This is a genomic window from Streptomyces sp. NPDC020898 (genome assembly GCF_044333925.1).
GTDB lineage: Bacteria > Actinomycetota > Actinomycetes > Streptomycetales > Streptomycetaceae > Streptomyces.
The window spans coordinates 283,252-297,116 of the sequence record NZ_JBIRRV010000010.1 but is presented as its reverse complement, the minus strand read 5'-3'; the positions used below and the strand labels follow the sequence as shown (position 1 = coordinate 297,116).

Genomic DNA, 13,865 nt, shown 5'->3' with positions numbered 1-13,865 from the left:
GCACTATGCTGGGCGGTGAGTGCCATGCGGAGGCCATGAGACCGCGCCGTATCGTAGATCCGGTCCGGTGTGTACGCCGGCGTGAAGGGCATCGAGGCCACTAGGCGTCGAGGTGGCGGCGCACGTAGCCGACGAGGCTGTCGACGGTTTCGAAGGCGCTCGGCCCGAAGGTATCCGGATCGAATTCCACCCCCAGGTCGGCCTCCACGCGCATGAGCAGTTCGAGAACGTTGGTGGAGTCGAAGTCCAGGTCCTGGACCAGGCGGGTCGTGGGTGAGAACGTCTCGGGCGCACGGCCCAGCATGCGGGCGAGTGACCCCGTCACCTCGGCGGCTATGTCACGGCTGTCTTGGGGACTGGCTGCTGCGCTCACCCTCAACCTCCCTGTAGCGGTTGCGAACTGTCACTCCGGTGACGGCGACTTGCTTCAACCTCTCGGGGGCGCCGGGGTCGCACAAGGCTCGGAAGGACGCTCCAGGGACCTGACGAATCAGGCATAGCCCAAGGAGGGGCTGCCGCGGTGCGGCTCCGTGTTGAAAGCTGAAGCGGAAATTCCTCGACTCCCGGTGGGGACCGGGGAGCCAGTCCCAAGCCTGAATGCCGTGGTGGTCGTCAGATGGAACCTCTCCCCGAAAGGCTGGACACGGGCACGCGTGCCCTGGCCGGCGGACATGACGGTGCCGCCGCCGAACGACTTCACTACACGTGTGTCGGGATCGGGGTCGGGCCGGCCAACCTGAGCCTGGCTTCCCTGCTGTGCCGGCATCCCGCGCTGCCTCACCTCTTCCTGGACGGCAAGCCGGCCTTCAGCTGGCACGACGGCCAGCAGATCGCCGGGTCCTCTCTGCAAGTGACGTTGTTCAAGGACCTGGTGACACTTGCCGATCCCACCAACCCCTTCTCCTTCCTCGCCTACCTGCACGAGCAGGGGCGGATCCATCACTTCCTCAACGCTCAGTTCAGTGATGTGCCTCGGCAGGAGTTCCGTGACTACCTGGACTGGGCCAGCCGGAAGAATCGCCATGTCGTGTTCGGTGAGCGCGTGTTGCGGGTCGAGTTCGACGGCCGTTTCACCGTGCACTCGACCAAGCAGACGGTCACCGCCGACAACATCGTGGTGGGAGTCGGCAGGGCGCCCTGGGTGCCACCGCAGGCCCAGCATCTCCTGGGCGCCACCCAGTTCCATGTGGGCGAATTCCTGGGCCGGGCCCAGGACATGGGCGGCAAGAGGGTCTGCGTCGTCGGTGGCGGACAATCCGGGGCCGAGGCGTTCCTCGATCTGATCTCCCGCTCGGACGGCGACCGTCCGCAACGTGTCACCTGGGTCTCCCGCCGGGCGAATTACTTCCCGATCGACGACTCGCCGTTCACCAACGACTACTACACGCCCTCTCACGCGGATCACTTCTTCGATCTGCCGCGTCATGCTCGCGAGGGGTTCATCACCCGGCACGTTCTGACCAGCGACGGCATTTCGGAGTCGACACTCCGTGCTGTCTACCAGCAGATATATCGCCTGCGGTTCCTGTCCGGAGCGAAGGATGTGACCTGCCTGCTGCCCAGCCGCGAGGTGGTCGAGGTGACAGGGGACGACGACCGCGGCTGGGATCTCACGACGGTGCATCACGAGGACCCCAACGCCACGGAGACGCTCACCGCCGACGTGATCGTGTGGGCCACCGGATTTCAGCAGGCGCCACTCGACTTCCTCGCCCCCATCGCACACCGCATGGAACGCGAGGGCCGCGAGTTCCGGATCGACGCGGATTTCGCGGTGCGCTGGGACGGCCCGGCCGATCGAAACGTGTTCTTCCAGAACGCGACCCACCGCCAACGCGGACTCGCCGACCGCAATCTGAGCCTGAACGCATGGCGTAGTCAGCGCATCCTGGACCGCATCGCGGGGATGCGTACAGACAGTCAGCTGCCCTCTTTCATCGAGTGGGCCTCTCCTGAGTCTTCCCGAACACGAGACCCGCGATGAACGCGGGCCACGTTGATTTCGCCGTAGTGGGCGGCGGCATCGTGGGATGCCTCATCGCCAGGGAAATCGCCTGCCGCTCTGCCGAGGCCTCAGTGGTGCTCGTCGAGCGGGACGCCATAGGCAGCGGAGCGAGCCGACGATCGGCCGGACTGCACTTCCCCCGTGGGGCCACCCCGCGAATCCGGGCGATGACGGAGTACAGCCAGGAGTTCTACCGGCGTCTGGCGGAGAACTGGCCGGCCCGCACCGGACACGCCCTGCCGATCCACGCGATGCCGATGACCGTGGTCGCCTCGGCCGACCGGGCCCCGCTGCTGCGGGAGCACTATCTCGACGGCGCCGGCCTGACCAGCCTTTCCACCGCACCAGCCTGCCTGGGGCCGCTGCCGTCGCAGTCCCGGATGTGGCAGGGCGACGGCTGTCAGTACGCCGACGTCGGCGCCCTGTCCCGGACACTTGCCGACGCCTTGCCGGAGCGGGTCCGTATCCGTGAGGGCATCCGCGTCGAAGCGGTCGAGCATCGCTCGGACCACGTGCTGCTGCGCCTCAGCAACGGAGAACACCTGGTGGCGGACCGGGTGGTGCTGGCGCCGGGTCCCTGGCTGGCTGATCCGGCTTGGCAGGGGCTGGTGGCGCCGCTGGCCGCCCGGGTGAAAAAGGTGGTCGCCCTGCACCTCGCCGAGCGGCCCGCGCCGGACGATCCGGTCGTCGTCTTCGAGGACGAGGACGCGTTTTTGCTTCCGCTGCGAAACCGGGGTCACTGGCTCTTCAGTTACACCTGCCGGCAGTGGGACGTCGATCCGGACGCCGCCCCCACCGGACTGTCTGCAGAGGACCTCTACGAAGCACGGACGATCCTGCGCCGCTACGCCCAGCCGCTCGCCGAAGGTCCGGCCGCGGGCCGGGTCTTCTGCGACGCGTACAGCAGCAGTCGGGAACCGGAAGTGCGCGATCTGAGTGGCGATCGTCGTCTCCTCTTTGCCGGCGCCGCCAATGGCTCCGGATACCGGATGGCACCCGCCATCGCCGCGCAGGTCGCCGACGTATTGGCGCCACCGACTGTATGAGGAGCGCTTTGTGATCATCAGTACCTACACCTCGACTGCCCTGCGAGCCATGTTCGGGATCGACATGGGCGCGGTGGAGGGACTCGGGGTCGGTGCCAGTTGGGCCAGGGTCCCGCCAGGCTCCAGGTCGGACATGGACCGACATGACGAGAGTGAGACGATCGTTATCGTCGCCGGTGAGGGCACCGTCCTTGTGAACGGCGAACCTCACCTGGTCTCGGCGGGCACGGTCGTGTCGTTCGACCCATTCGAGGCGCACATGATCGAGAACACCTCCGCCACCGATCTGGTCTTCCTCAGCCTGTACTGGCGTGACGCGGAGCGGACAGCCGGCGTGGTGAAGAACCGGGCACACCACGTGTTCGGCGACCGCCCGGTCTTCGTGTTCTCCACCCCGCCCACCCCCAACGGTGACCTCCACCTCGGACACCTGTCCGGCCCGTACCTGGGAGCGGATGTGTTCGTGCGGTTCCAGCGTCTGAACGGGGTCGACGCCTGGCACCTTACGGGCAGTGATGACTTCCAGAGCTACGTAGTCGACGCTGCCCGGCGCGAGGGTAGAACGCCAGCGGAGACCTCGGCGCACTACAGCGCCGAAATCGCCGCCACACTGAAGCTGATGGACATCGAGCCCGACCAGTACACCGCCACCAACCAGGACCCCACATATCCGGACGGCCTAAGGGCGTTCTTCTCCCGGCTGGTCGACTCCGGAGCGGTCGCACCGAAAGAGGGCGACGCCCTCTTCGACGCCGAAACCGGCCGCTATCTCTACGAGGTGGATGTGCACGGTGTCTGTCCGTCTTGTCTGTCTGCGGCGGGCGGCAACATATGCGAGGAGTGCGGTGAGCCGAATCACTGCGCCGACCTCGTCGACCCGAGGGCCTCCCAGTCGACGGCACCTCCCGTGGTTGGCACCGCCACCCGGTTCTCCCTTTCGCTGCACAACATGTTGCGCTCCCACCTGATGGAACATCACGGATCAGGCCGGGTACCCGCCCGACTGCGCGAGCTCGCGGAGCGGCTCTCCGAACGGTATGCACTGGATGTGGCGCTGACCCACCCCTCCTCCTGGGGGGTGTCACCAGCGGAGTCCGGGACACCCGGCCAAGTCATCTGGGTCTGGCCGGAGATGGCGTACGGATTTCTGCATGGCATCGAGTTGCTCGGGCGCGGCCTCGGCGAGAACTGGCGTGCCGAAAGCCCGCAGACTGATTGGCAGTTGGTCCACTTCTTCGGCTACGACAACAGCTTCTACCACGGAATCCTCTACCCGGCCCTCTACCGGCTCGCCTTCCCCTCATGGACACCGCGAATCGACTACCACGTCAATGAGTTCTATTTGCTTGAGGGTGAAAAGTTTTCCACCAGCCGCCGGCACGCGATCTGGGGCAAGGAGATCTTGAGTCCCGAAACCGTGGACGCGGTGCGCTTCCACCTCTCGCTCACGCGGCCCGAGGGGCGACGTACGAACTTCGAACGTAAGACGTACGAGGCCGTCCTGCGGGAGACGCTGCTCGGCGGCTGGCAGGCATGGCTGAACGCCCTTGGTGACCGGGTGGAGAAGGAGTACGCGGGTGAGGCACCGGATGCCGGGAGATGGACCCCGGAGCACAGCGCCTTCCTCAGTCGCTTGGGAGACCGGCTTGCCGAACTGACAACAAGTCTCGGCAAGGACAGGTTCTCGCTCAATGATGCGGCGGCTGCGCTCGACGGCATCGTCCAGGACTCTATCCGCTTCAACCGCGCCGAGAACGCGACACTGATGGGTCACGGCGCCTGGCGCGCCGAGGCACGTACGGCGACCGCCCTGGAACTCGCGGCGGCACGGCTGCTGGCCCACGGCGCCGCTCCGGTTATGCCGCGCTTCTCCGCCAGGCTTGCCGCTGCCTTGGGTGAAGCCGCGCCATCGGCCTGGCCGAAGGATGTGGAACTGCTGAGAGCCGGAAGCCGCGTCCACCTTAGCCAGGAGGTCTTCTTCCGTCTCGTTCACGAGGGGGATCCCTCGTGAACGAGACGGTGATCAACCGGATCGTCTCCGTTCCTCCTGCCCGCGGTCACCGGATCACTCTGCACCGGCGGGGTTCGACACAGTCCGTCGAACTGACCGAGCTGTACCAACAGGTCGGCCGGGTGGCACGGTTCCTGGCAGATCTGGGAGCCCGGCGGGGACACCGGATCGGGGTGCTCGCGGCCAACTGCCTGGAGTGGGTGTTGCTGGACCTGGCCGGATTGAGGCTCGGTGTGGTCATCGCCGGCCTCGAACACGGGAAGTTCGACGCCACGCCTGAACTCCTGGACCGCTACCGCCTCAGATTCCTGTTCACCGATCAGCCGTCGGACACCCCCGGGGTGCGGCAGCTGACCGAGGTCGCGCGGGCTGCCGCCGACCTGGACAGCCGCGACGTGCCACCTCCCGTCACGTATCGCCCTGAGGACACCACGACGCTCAAGTTCACCTCGGGAAGCACGGGAGAACCCAAGGCACTGGCAGCCACCGTCGCGAGCATCGACGGTTCCATAGGGGCGGTTCAGGAGATGTTCTCCCATCGCCCGGGGGACAACCTCTTCGTGTTCCTTCCGCTGTCACTGCTCCAGCAGCGGTACTGGATCTACTCTGCCCTGCGCTTCGGACACGACGTGACCGTGACGTCGTACGCCGACTCCTTCGTCGCACTCAGGCGTGCGCGGCCAACAGTCGTGATGGGCGTGCCGGCCTTCTACGAACTGGCGCGACGGAGGATCGAGGCGTGGTCCGAGCGGGCTGTCCCGACACCCGCGCCCACCGGCGACCAGCTCCGGTCGGAGGCGTCCCGGGTGTTCGGGGGACGGATCCGCTACCTGTGGACGGGGTCGGCACCCGCCGACGCGGCGATGCTGCGCTTCTACGACGAGGTAGGCCTGCCCCTCTACGAGGGCTACGGCCTGAACGAGACCTGCATCGTGGCCAAGAACCACCCCGGTGCCCATCGGGTGGGCAGCGTGGGGCGTGTCGTGCGCGGCAAGGAGGTCCTCTTCGACGAGGACGGTGTCATCAGCGTGCGCAGCGCACACCCGGTGAACGTGGCGTACGCCCATGCGGCGCCCGGCGAGTCAGAGCGTGTGTTCGGCGAGGACGGGCTGGTCAGAACCGGGGATCTCGGCTACCTCGACGGCGACGGTTTCCTCTTCATACGTGGCCGGGGGGACGACGTACTGGTCCTGGAGAACGGCAGAAAAATCGATGTCCGACCGATCGAGGAGTTCCTTCGCGGTAGCCCGGCGATCGAGGAGTGCGTTCTCTTCTGCCCGAACAGGGCCGCGTTGGTTGCTGTGGTGTCCCCTGGGCCGGGAACGGGCGACGAGCAGGCGATCGCCGAACGGCTCGCCGAGGCCAACGCGGCCTTCGGCAAGGACTTCCGGATCAGAAGGGCGGTGGTGGCCCGCTCCCCCTTCAGCATCGAGAACGGTCTGCTCACCTCCCAGTACAAGCCCAGGCGCGGCGACATCCTCGACGCGTACCGCTCGGAGGTCGAGGACGACAGCGGGGGCGTGTATCCCGAACCGGTCAGGACATCATCGGAAGGGTGACTTCTATGAGTTGGAACGAATTCCTCAAGGAACCGCTGGAAAACGAGTACGTGCTGCTCAGCCCCGTGGTTCCGGAAGACCGGGACTCGCTGCGGGCCGTCGCGATGGCCCCGCGGATCTGGCGCTATTTCGTCTCCAGAGTCGAGTCCGACGCGGACTTCGAGCGACTCTTCGACGCCATGCTCGCGGACCAGGACGCCGGACGCCGGACCGTATACGTCATCACCGACAAGAGCACGGGCCGCACCGCCGGCAGCATGAGCTTCGGAAACCTGGCCGAGAGCGACGGCCGGATCGAGATCGGCTGGTCGTGGCTCGGCGTCGACTTCCACGGCACCGGCATCAACGGCTGCGCCAAGTACCTCCTGCTGGAGCACGCCTTTGAGCGACTCGGCGTCGAGCGCGTCGAGTTCAAGACGGACCAGCTGAACACTCAGGCCAGGAAGGGACTCAGCAACATCGGCGCACAGGAGGAGGGTGTCCTGCGCAGCTTCAACCCCATGCCCGGCGGCCGACGCCGTGACGCCGTCTTCTACAGCGTCCTGCGCGCGGAATGGCCCGCTGTCAAGCGCCGGTTGTCGGCGAAGGGGCGACCTGCCGCGCCAGGTTCGCCGCATTGACCGTGGCCGACCGGTCACTGCCGTTCGTGCGCGCCACCGGCAGTCCCTTCGACCTCGGGGTGCGGCACGGCGAGTACCGGGCCGAGGCCCTTCGAGCCTTTCTGGATGACGGCGTCGCCCGCCTGAACCTCGTCCTGCCGAAGGAAACCTCGTTGGCGGAGCTGAGTCCAGGTATGGCCGGCTACCGCGCCGCGATCGAGGCCACCGCACCAGAACTCCTGGACGAGATCATGGGACTGGCCCAGGGCGCCGGTCTCAGTGCGGACGAGGCTCTCCTGCTCCAGCTCCGCCGCGAGATCATGGGGTACCGCCGGGTGCCTACCGCGGGCGACTGCACCACGTACGCGATCTGCCCGCCGGGTCGTACCGGACCGACGGTTCTGGCGCAGACCGTCGACCTGAATGGCAATCTCGACGACCAGATCTGTGTCCTGGACGTCGGCAGGACGGGTTCGGGCCGCCGGGCCCTGGTGCTGAGCTTCGGGGGGCTCCTCGGCTACCTGGGGATCAACACGGACGGGCTCGCTGTGGGACTCAACCTCGTGCTCGGGGGCCGATGGGGTCCGGGACTTCCCCCCTATCTCGCCATTCGCCACCTGTTGGACAGCGCGTCGAGTGTCGAACAGGCGATTTCGATCCTTCGGAGACTGATACCGCTCGCGAGCTCGCGGTCGATCACTCTCTGCGACCCGGCCGGCGCCGCATACGTGGAGATGTCCGACAACGAGATCAGGGTGGTGACGGCCGAACGCCAGGTGGTACACACCAATCACTTCCTGCATCCCGACCTTGCCCGGGCCGATGGCCTGAACGTTTTCGCCCGCAGGTCCTCGCTGCGCCGTTTGCGAGCCGCACGGGACGGGCTGGGCGAACTGGCGCCGTCGGCGGACCCGGAGGAGCATTTCGCGCTGCTCGCCACCGGACCCATCCGGGTCCCGGACCGGGGCGATGTGCGCGCGGAGCGGACCGTCGCCGCAGTGGTCATGGTGCCGTCGCGTGGGGAACTGCACATACGGCCCGGGGACCCCGCCCAGAGCGGTACACAGGTGTTCAAGCTGGAGTGAACTGCCGTGTTCAGCAAGGCCCTTGGTGTCTGATCTTGTGCCTGCAAGATGCATGTAAGACCATGAAAGCGATTGCAGGCCCTTTGCCTGGGAATTAACATTACGGGGCGTCGGACGGGGGGCGTACTACCCTGACCGGCGGTTCAACCACTGTCAGCATCACGGCTGACAGTACGGGTGGACGAACGAGGGAAGCCGTGACGCAACTTGAGGACATCGCTCCGGTACGACCCGGAGTACGCACCTGCAATGTGATCCTTCTGGTCGACAACCCCGTGGTCGAGGCGGGCCTGGAGGCAGTGCTGCGGCAACTCGCCAGGGTGGGCGACGTCGCCACTTGCGACGCCTCCAACTGGTCCCAGCAAGTGGATTCGGGCGACTTCCACGTCCTCGTCGTCAGCCTGGAGCAGTGGGAGTTGCTCGGCGCCCGCAGCGGGGAGAACCACGAGCCATTACCGGCCGTCCTCGTGCTCGGTGAGGCGCCGTACGACCGGTACAGCGAACTTTTCGTCTCTCTTCCGGTCGACGGCTTCCTCGCCCTCAGTGAACTGACCGCGTCTTCGCTCGACGACACCTTGCACCGTGCGCTGGCCGGCGAGATGCCGATGCCGACCACGCTGGCCCGGCGGCTGCTCTCCGGCAGTCAGACCCGGACTCGCGTGGTGGGTCAAGGGGCCCGCAAGGTCTCGCTGACCCCGCGGGAGACCGAGACGCTCGGTCTGCTCGCCAAGGGGCTGAGCAACAAGCAGGTCGCCAGGGTTCTGGGGATATCCACCCACGGTGCCAAACGCCTCGTGGGGTCGATCCTCCTGAAGCTGGGCTCACCCAACCGGACGGCCGCCGTGATCACGGCGCTCAGGGAAGGGCTGGTCTGACCGGCCCTTCCCTGAGCCCCACGCCGCACCCTGTCCTCGGGCGCGGGCCGCCGGATCAGGCCTCGGCCGGCTGGGGCTCCTCCGCCGTGGGTTCCGGCCTGTGCTCAGCGGCCCTGATCCGACGCCGGCCCGCCGCAGTGACGATCAGGGCCAGTGCCGCGGCGCCCGGTGCCATCCAGTATCCGGTGAGGGGATTCACCCGGTCGACCACCAGACCCGCCAGCGCCGAACCCAGAGCGGTACCGCCCAGGATGCTGGTGACCGCCAGTGCCATGCCCTCGTTGATCTGCGCCCGGGGAACCAGTTCCTGCACCATGGTCATGCTGGTCACCATGGTCGGGGTGTTCGCCATGCCCGCGACGAACATCAGCAGACAGAGGGCGGGCAGGTTCTCCGCGAACTGGAGCGGCAGCATCAGCAGGCCCATCGCGAACAGCCCGGTCAAAAGCCTCGTGGTGTTATGGCCCCTGGGTGTCACCAGCCCGAACAGGAATCCGGCGACGGCGGACCCCACCGCTTGGAGGGCGATCACCACACCCGCCGACGACGCGTGTCCGAGTTCCTCCGTGTACGCGACGGAGACGATCTCCAGAGAGCCGAAGGTCGTGCCGGTGAGGAACAGGGTGACCATGACGACCTGCAGCCCACGGTTGCGCAGCGGGGACTTGGCCGTCTTGTCGAGTTCCTGCACAGGGGGTTCGCTCGACTTCTGAGCCACCAGTAGGAGCGTGCCGCCCAGCGTCAGCGCCCCGGCCGCCAGGCGGCCCGCCTCCGGGAACAGCCCTGTGCACAGGGCGACGGTGATGATGGGGCCCAGGATGAAGCAGATTTCGTCCAGCACCTGTTCGAAGGAGTTCGCCACGTGGAGCGACTTCTCGTCGTTCCGGTAGATCTCGGCCCAGCGCGCTCGCACCAGGCCGCCAGCGTTGGGAGCCGTGGAGAGGGATCCGGTCACGAAAAGAGTCCACACCGGTGCTCCGTTATGGGCGCAGAGCACCAGTGCGACGGACCCCAGCGCCGAGATCGCGGCGGCGGGAACGGCGACTCTGGTCTGACCGTACTGATCGATGAGCCGGCTGATCCGCGGGACCGTGATAAGGGTGGCGGCGAGCGAAACGCCCCCCACGGCGCCGGCCAGAGTGTAGGAGTCACGCAGGGTAGCCACCATGATGACGGTGCTCACACCGTACATGGCCAGGGCAAGGCGTCCGAAGAACCCCGCCATGGTGAACGCGATGCTCCCTCGTGCCGAGAACAGACGGCGGTACGGCGCTAGCAAGTGGCTCTCCTTAGTGATTGACGCGTCGGGTGTCGGTGGTGACCGACGCCGCCGGGAGCCGTGTCAGGCTCGCACCGGCGAAATCGAAGTGGAAAGGTTGCTCCGCGAGCCCCAACGCGGCCATGGCGGCGCGCACATCGGGCTGTGCGGCCACCTCGGTGTACAGCAGGAGGTAGCCTCCGCCGCCCGCGCCGAGCAGCTTGCCGCCGATGGCGCCGGCCTCCACGGCGTGCTGGTAGGCGCGGTCCACACCGGGCGACGTCACCCGACGGCCGAGCTCACGCTTCAGCTCCCAGTGCCGGCCCAGCAGGCGGCCGAGCGTGGCCGGGTCGCCGTTTCGCAGCGCGGCCACCGCGGGCGGGACCATGTCCTTGATCTCGTGCAGCCTCCGCTCTGTGTCGGCGTCGCCTCTGTCCACCCTGGTGTGCTGGTCCGCCAGCACCGATCCGGTGTCCCGGGTGGTACCCGTGAAGAACAACAGCAGTTCCTCGTCCAGACGGTGCCGGGTGGCACCCGGGACCTCGACGTCCTCGGTCTCGACACCGCCGTCATTGGCGAAGTGCAGCAGGCGGAAACCGCCCAGCGCGGCCAGGTAGTGATCCTGCCTGCCGACAGGGCGGCCCAGTCCGGTCATCTCTATGTCACTCGCGGCCTCCGCCAGGGCCGCGCCCGTGGGAGAGGGCTGGGCGAGGCCCGCGGTGAGGGCCACACAGAACGCCGCGGAACTGCCGAGCCCGGTACCGCCGGGCACGTCCCCGAAGGACGCCAGCTCCAGGGGGCCTCCGCGCCAATGGCGCCGCACGGCTTCACGCGCGTAGGGATTCGCTATCCGGTGCACCGTTTCCGGCCGACCGCAGGAGTCGAGACAGACGCGAATACCCGATCCGGACGGCCCCTCCCGGCCCACCACCGTTACGCGCAGATCGATCGTCGCGCCCAGCACCGTGCCGCCGAACCGGCGGGCGTAGCTCGGCAGATCGGTTCCACCACCGGCCAGGGAGATACGCAGAGGAGCGCTACTGACCCACATGGTGTCCCCCTCGCTGCCGCGATCCGTCCCCGGCCGTGCGGACTCCGTCTGGCTGCCGCCACGACGGGTCCGCCTTCCTCAGCGCCGCCGCGGCCTGCTCGGGGTCGGCCTCGCTGACCCACGCTCCGGTACCGAGTTCGCCCGCCGCCAGCCGCTTGACCCGTCCCGTGGCGCCGCGGTCGGAGAAGATCTGAACGTGCAGGTGGCTGAGTTCGCGGTCCTGCCGGGCCGGAGCCTGTACCCACACCGCCATGTAGGGCAGGGGGTTCTCGCCCACCGCCGCGAAACGCCGCAGCACCGAGCGGTAGACGACTGCCAGTTCCGCTCGCTCCTCCTCGTCCAGGGCGGGCAGGTCCGGTAGATGACGACGGGCGAAGAGATGTACCTCGAACGGCCATCGGGCCGCGAAGGGAACGATCGCGATCCACCGACGGCCGGCCACCACCACACGCTCGCCCGCCGCCGACTCGGCCGCCACGATGTCGCAGAAGACACACGTCCCACGAGCGTCCCGGACCCGCCTGGCCGCCTCTCGCATCTGCCGGAACCTGGACGGCGGAAACGGATAGCCGTAGATCTGACCGTGTGGATGAGAGAGCGAGGCCCCGACTTCGGCACCGTGGTTCTCGAAGCAGACGACCTGGGCGATGTCCTGGCGGTCGTTCAGGAAGAGGGTCCTGTCCGCCCACGCCCCGATCACGGTCCGGAGGCGGCGCAGCGGCAGCTCGGCCAGGGTCCGTGTGTGGCCGCTGTCGAAGGACACCACTTCGCAGGCTCCGGCCGCGGGCGCGTCGGTCAGCAGCCCGGGGGCGCCGGGGACCGGCGTACGCAGGGGGAGGCCGGCGAACGCGGGGTACCGGTTGTCGAACACCGCGACGTCGTACTCACCTCCCGGGATCTCACACTCCTCGGTCTCCCACTCCTCCGATGCCGGCGCGGGGCACAGCGGACACAGGGACTCGGCGTGGAACGGACGCCGCGACCGGTGCGCGGCCATCACCACCCATTCCTCGGCCACGGCGTCCCAGCGCAGCCGCGAGCGTGTCCCGGCCGTCGTCGGCGCGGAGGACTCCGCCAGGTCGCGTGGGGGCGAGCCGTGACAGCCGTCGGCGTACACGTGGACCCAACGGCCGTCGCCCCGTCGGAACGAGCCGGGCGCCCGGGTCACGAGTGTTCCTTCACCATGGTGCGTGCCGCCGTGTGCAGGCCGACGATGTGGCACAGAGCCTGCTCGGTACTCGGCACGCGCAGGTCCGGCCGACCGGACGACGGGTACGAGCCGTCGTCCGATCCCGCACGCACCAGCGCTGTACGGCAGCCCGCCCGGCGTCCGGCCTCGACATCGCTGTCGAAATCGCCGATCATCCACGAGCCGGCCACGTCCAGGTCCAGCTGCCGTGCCGCGCGCAGGAGCATGCCGGGGGCCGGTTTGCGGCAGTCGCAGGTCACTGCCAGGGCGGTCACCACGCCGTCGGGGTGGTGCGGGCAGTCCAGCACGGCGTCCAGGGGCACGCCCAGCTCGGCGAGACGGTCCCGCAGATGCCGGTGCATGGCATCGAGTTCCGGGCGGCCGAACAGCCCCCGGGCCACTCCTGACTGGTTGGTCACCACCACGAGTGCCACGCCCAACCGGTACAGGGCACGCAGCGGTGCCCCGACTCCCGCGCTCAGAACCAGGTCCTCGGGGCTGCTCGGATAGTGGCGGGGTTCCGTCAGGGTGCCGTCCCGGTCGAGGAAGACCGCGGGGCGGCCGATCACCACGGAGTGCCCGGCGCCGTGGAGACCATCGACGCCCGGGCCTTGATGTGATCGCGCATGTGCCGGGTCAGGATGTGCGCCAGCGACATGTGGACGTCCTCCTGCTCCTCGATGGAACGGGCCGGAGCCGCGATCCAGTGGTCGCAGAGTTCCGCGGCCTGGCCGCCGGACGGGCCGAGCAGACCCACCGGGCGGGCACCCAGCTTCCGGGCCGCGCGCAGTGCGTTCAGAACGTTCGCCGAATTGCCGCTCGTACTGATCCCGATGACGATGTCACCCGGCCCGGCCAGTCCGTCGAGCTGTCCGCTGAAGACTACGTCGTAGCCCACGTCGTTGGCCCACGCGGTCAGCGCGGCGACGTGATCGACCAACGAGTGCACCCGCAGCGGAGGGGCTCCGTCGCAGCGGGTGTTCTTCGCCAGGTCCACGGCGAAATGTGATGCGGTCGCGGCGCTGCCGCCGTTGCCGCAGGTGAAGATGGCGCGACCGTTGTCGTACGCCTCTTCCAGCAGCTCGGCCACTGTGACCACATCGCGTGGCGAGATCTCGTCGATGGCTTGTTTGAGCCCGCGTAGGTAGTCGAGGACGTCCGAATGGCGGTCGTCGTTGTTTCCCATA

The 13,865-nt window shown here is 67.8% G+C and carries 13 protein-coding genes; 7 read left to right on the top strand and 6 right to left on the bottom strand.

Features of this window, described 5'->3' with window-relative positions; genetic code table 11:
* Window positions 1-100 precede the first annotated feature (100 nt).
* Window positions 101-373: an acyl carrier protein gene (locus tag ACH4TV_RS29910; protein ID WP_398403455.1), complete on the bottom strand. Its 273-nt coding sequence runs from the start codon at window positions 371-373 to the stop codon at window positions 101-103.
* A 243-nt stretch (window positions 374-616) separates the two neighbouring features.
* Here ACH4TV_RS29910 and ACH4TV_RS29905 point away from each other — a divergent pair, with 243 nt between their 5' ends.
* From ACH4TV_RS29905 to ACH4TV_RS29875, 7 genes are all read left to right on the top strand, one after another.
* Complete coding sequence (locus tag ACH4TV_RS29905; RefSeq protein WP_398403453.1) at window positions 617-1,984, top strand: lysine N(6)-hydroxylase/L-ornithine N(5)-oxygenase family protein; 1,368 nt, start codon at window positions 617-619, stop codon at window positions 1,982-1,984.
* Complete coding sequence (locus ACH4TV_RS29900; protein WP_398403451.1) at window positions 1,981-3,051, top strand: NAD(P)/FAD-dependent oxidoreductase; 1,071 nt, start codon at window positions 1,981-1,983, stop codon at window positions 3,049-3,051. Before ACH4TV_RS29905 ends, ACH4TV_RS29900 begins: the two co-directional genes overlap by 4 nt.
* A 49-nt stretch (window positions 3,052-3,100) precedes the next feature.
* Complete coding sequence (locus ACH4TV_RS29895; protein WP_398403449.1) at window positions 3,101-5,062, top strand: class I tRNA ligase family protein; 1,962 nt, start codon at window positions 3,101-3,103, stop codon at window positions 5,060-5,062.
* A complete protein-coding gene (locus tag ACH4TV_RS29890; protein ID WP_398403447.1) occupies window positions 5,059-6,621 on the top strand; it encodes an AMP-binding protein in 1,563 nt (520 codons plus the stop codon). Before ACH4TV_RS29895 ends, ACH4TV_RS29890 begins: the two co-directional genes overlap by 4 nt.
* A gap of 5 nt (window positions 6,622-6,626) precedes the next feature.
* Window positions 6,627-7,241, top strand: a complete 615-nt coding sequence (locus ACH4TV_RS29885) for a GNAT family N-acetyltransferase (protein WP_398403445.1) — start codon at window positions 6,627-6,629, stop codon at window positions 7,239-7,241.
* 2 nt (window positions 7,242-7,243) lie between these two features.
* Entirely contained in the window at window positions 7,244-8,305 is a 1,062-nt protein-coding gene (locus tag ACH4TV_RS29880; protein ID WP_398403576.1) for a C45 family autoproteolytic acyltransferase/hydolase, read from the top strand.
* Between the two features lie 197 nt (window positions 8,306-8,502).
* On the top strand, window positions 8,503-9,180 hold the full coding sequence (locus ACH4TV_RS29875) for a LuxR C-terminal-related transcriptional regulator (RefSeq protein WP_398403443.1): 678 nt from the start codon (window positions 8,503-8,505) through the stop codon (window positions 9,178-9,180).
* Between the two features lie 55 nt (window positions 9,181-9,235).
* Here ACH4TV_RS29875 and ACH4TV_RS29870 read toward each other — a convergent pair whose 3' ends face one another.
* From ACH4TV_RS29870 to ACH4TV_RS29850, 5 genes are read right to left on the bottom strand one after another with little or no spacing between them, the layout of a single operon-like run.
* Window positions 9,236-10,459 carry an MFS transporter gene (locus ACH4TV_RS29870; RefSeq protein WP_398403441.1) on the bottom strand — a complete coding sequence of 408 codons (1,224 nt, stop codon included), beginning with the start codon at window positions 10,457-10,459 and terminating at the stop codon, window positions 9,236-9,238.
* 10 nt (window positions 10,460-10,469) lie between these two features.
* On the bottom strand, window positions 10,470-11,489 hold the full coding sequence (locus ACH4TV_RS29865) for a hypothetical protein (RefSeq protein WP_398403439.1): 1,020 nt from the start codon (window positions 11,487-11,489) through the stop codon (window positions 10,470-10,472).
* Window positions 11,476-12,657, bottom strand: coding sequence for a galactose-1-phosphate uridylyltransferase (gene galT, locus ACH4TV_RS29860; protein ID WP_398403437.1), 1,182 nt, complete (start codon window positions 12,655-12,657; stop codon window positions 11,476-11,478). The genes ACH4TV_RS29865 and galT overlap by 14 nt, the downstream gene beginning before the upstream one ends.
* Window positions 12,654-13,250 carry a D-glycero-alpha-D-manno-heptose-1,7-bisphosphate 7-phosphatase gene (locus tag ACH4TV_RS29855; protein WP_398403435.1) on the bottom strand — a complete coding sequence of 199 codons (597 nt, stop codon included), beginning with the start codon at window positions 13,248-13,250 and terminating at the stop codon, window positions 12,654-12,656. The genes galT and ACH4TV_RS29855 overlap by 4 nt, the downstream gene beginning before the upstream one ends.
* A complete protein-coding gene (locus ACH4TV_RS29850; RefSeq protein ID WP_398403433.1) occupies window positions 13,244-13,864 on the bottom strand; it encodes an SIS domain-containing protein in 621 nt (206 codons plus the stop codon). Before ACH4TV_RS29850 ends, ACH4TV_RS29855 begins: the two co-directional genes overlap by 7 nt.
* Between the last annotated feature and the right edge of the window lies 1 nt (window position 13,865).

Excerpts from the sequence above, each read along its gene's own strand:
- ACH4TV_RS29895 (WP_398403449.1), top strand. The coding sequence starts at position 3,101 with ATGTTCGGGATCGACATGGGCGCGGTGGAGGGACTCGGGGTCGGTGCC.
- ACH4TV_RS29885 (WP_398403445.1), top strand. The coding sequence starts at position 6,627 with ATGAGTTGGAACGAATTCCTCAAGGAACCGCTGGAAAACGAGTACGTG.
- ACH4TV_RS29850 (WP_398403433.1), bottom strand. The coding sequence starts at position 13,864 with ATGGGAAACAACGACGACCGCCATTCGGACGTCCTCGACTACCTACGC.
- ACH4TV_RS29865 (WP_398403439.1), bottom strand. The coding sequence starts at position 11,489 with ATGTGGGTCAGTAGCGCTCCTCTGCGTATCTCCCTGGCCGGTGGTGGA.
- ACH4TV_RS29905 (WP_398403453.1), top strand. The coding sequence starts at position 617 with ATGGAACCTCTCCCCGAAAGGCTGGACACGGGCACGCGTGCCCTGGCC.
- ACH4TV_RS29900 (WP_398403451.1), top strand. The coding sequence starts at position 1,981 with ATGAACGCGGGCCACGTTGATTTCGCCGTAGTGGGCGGCGGCATCGTG.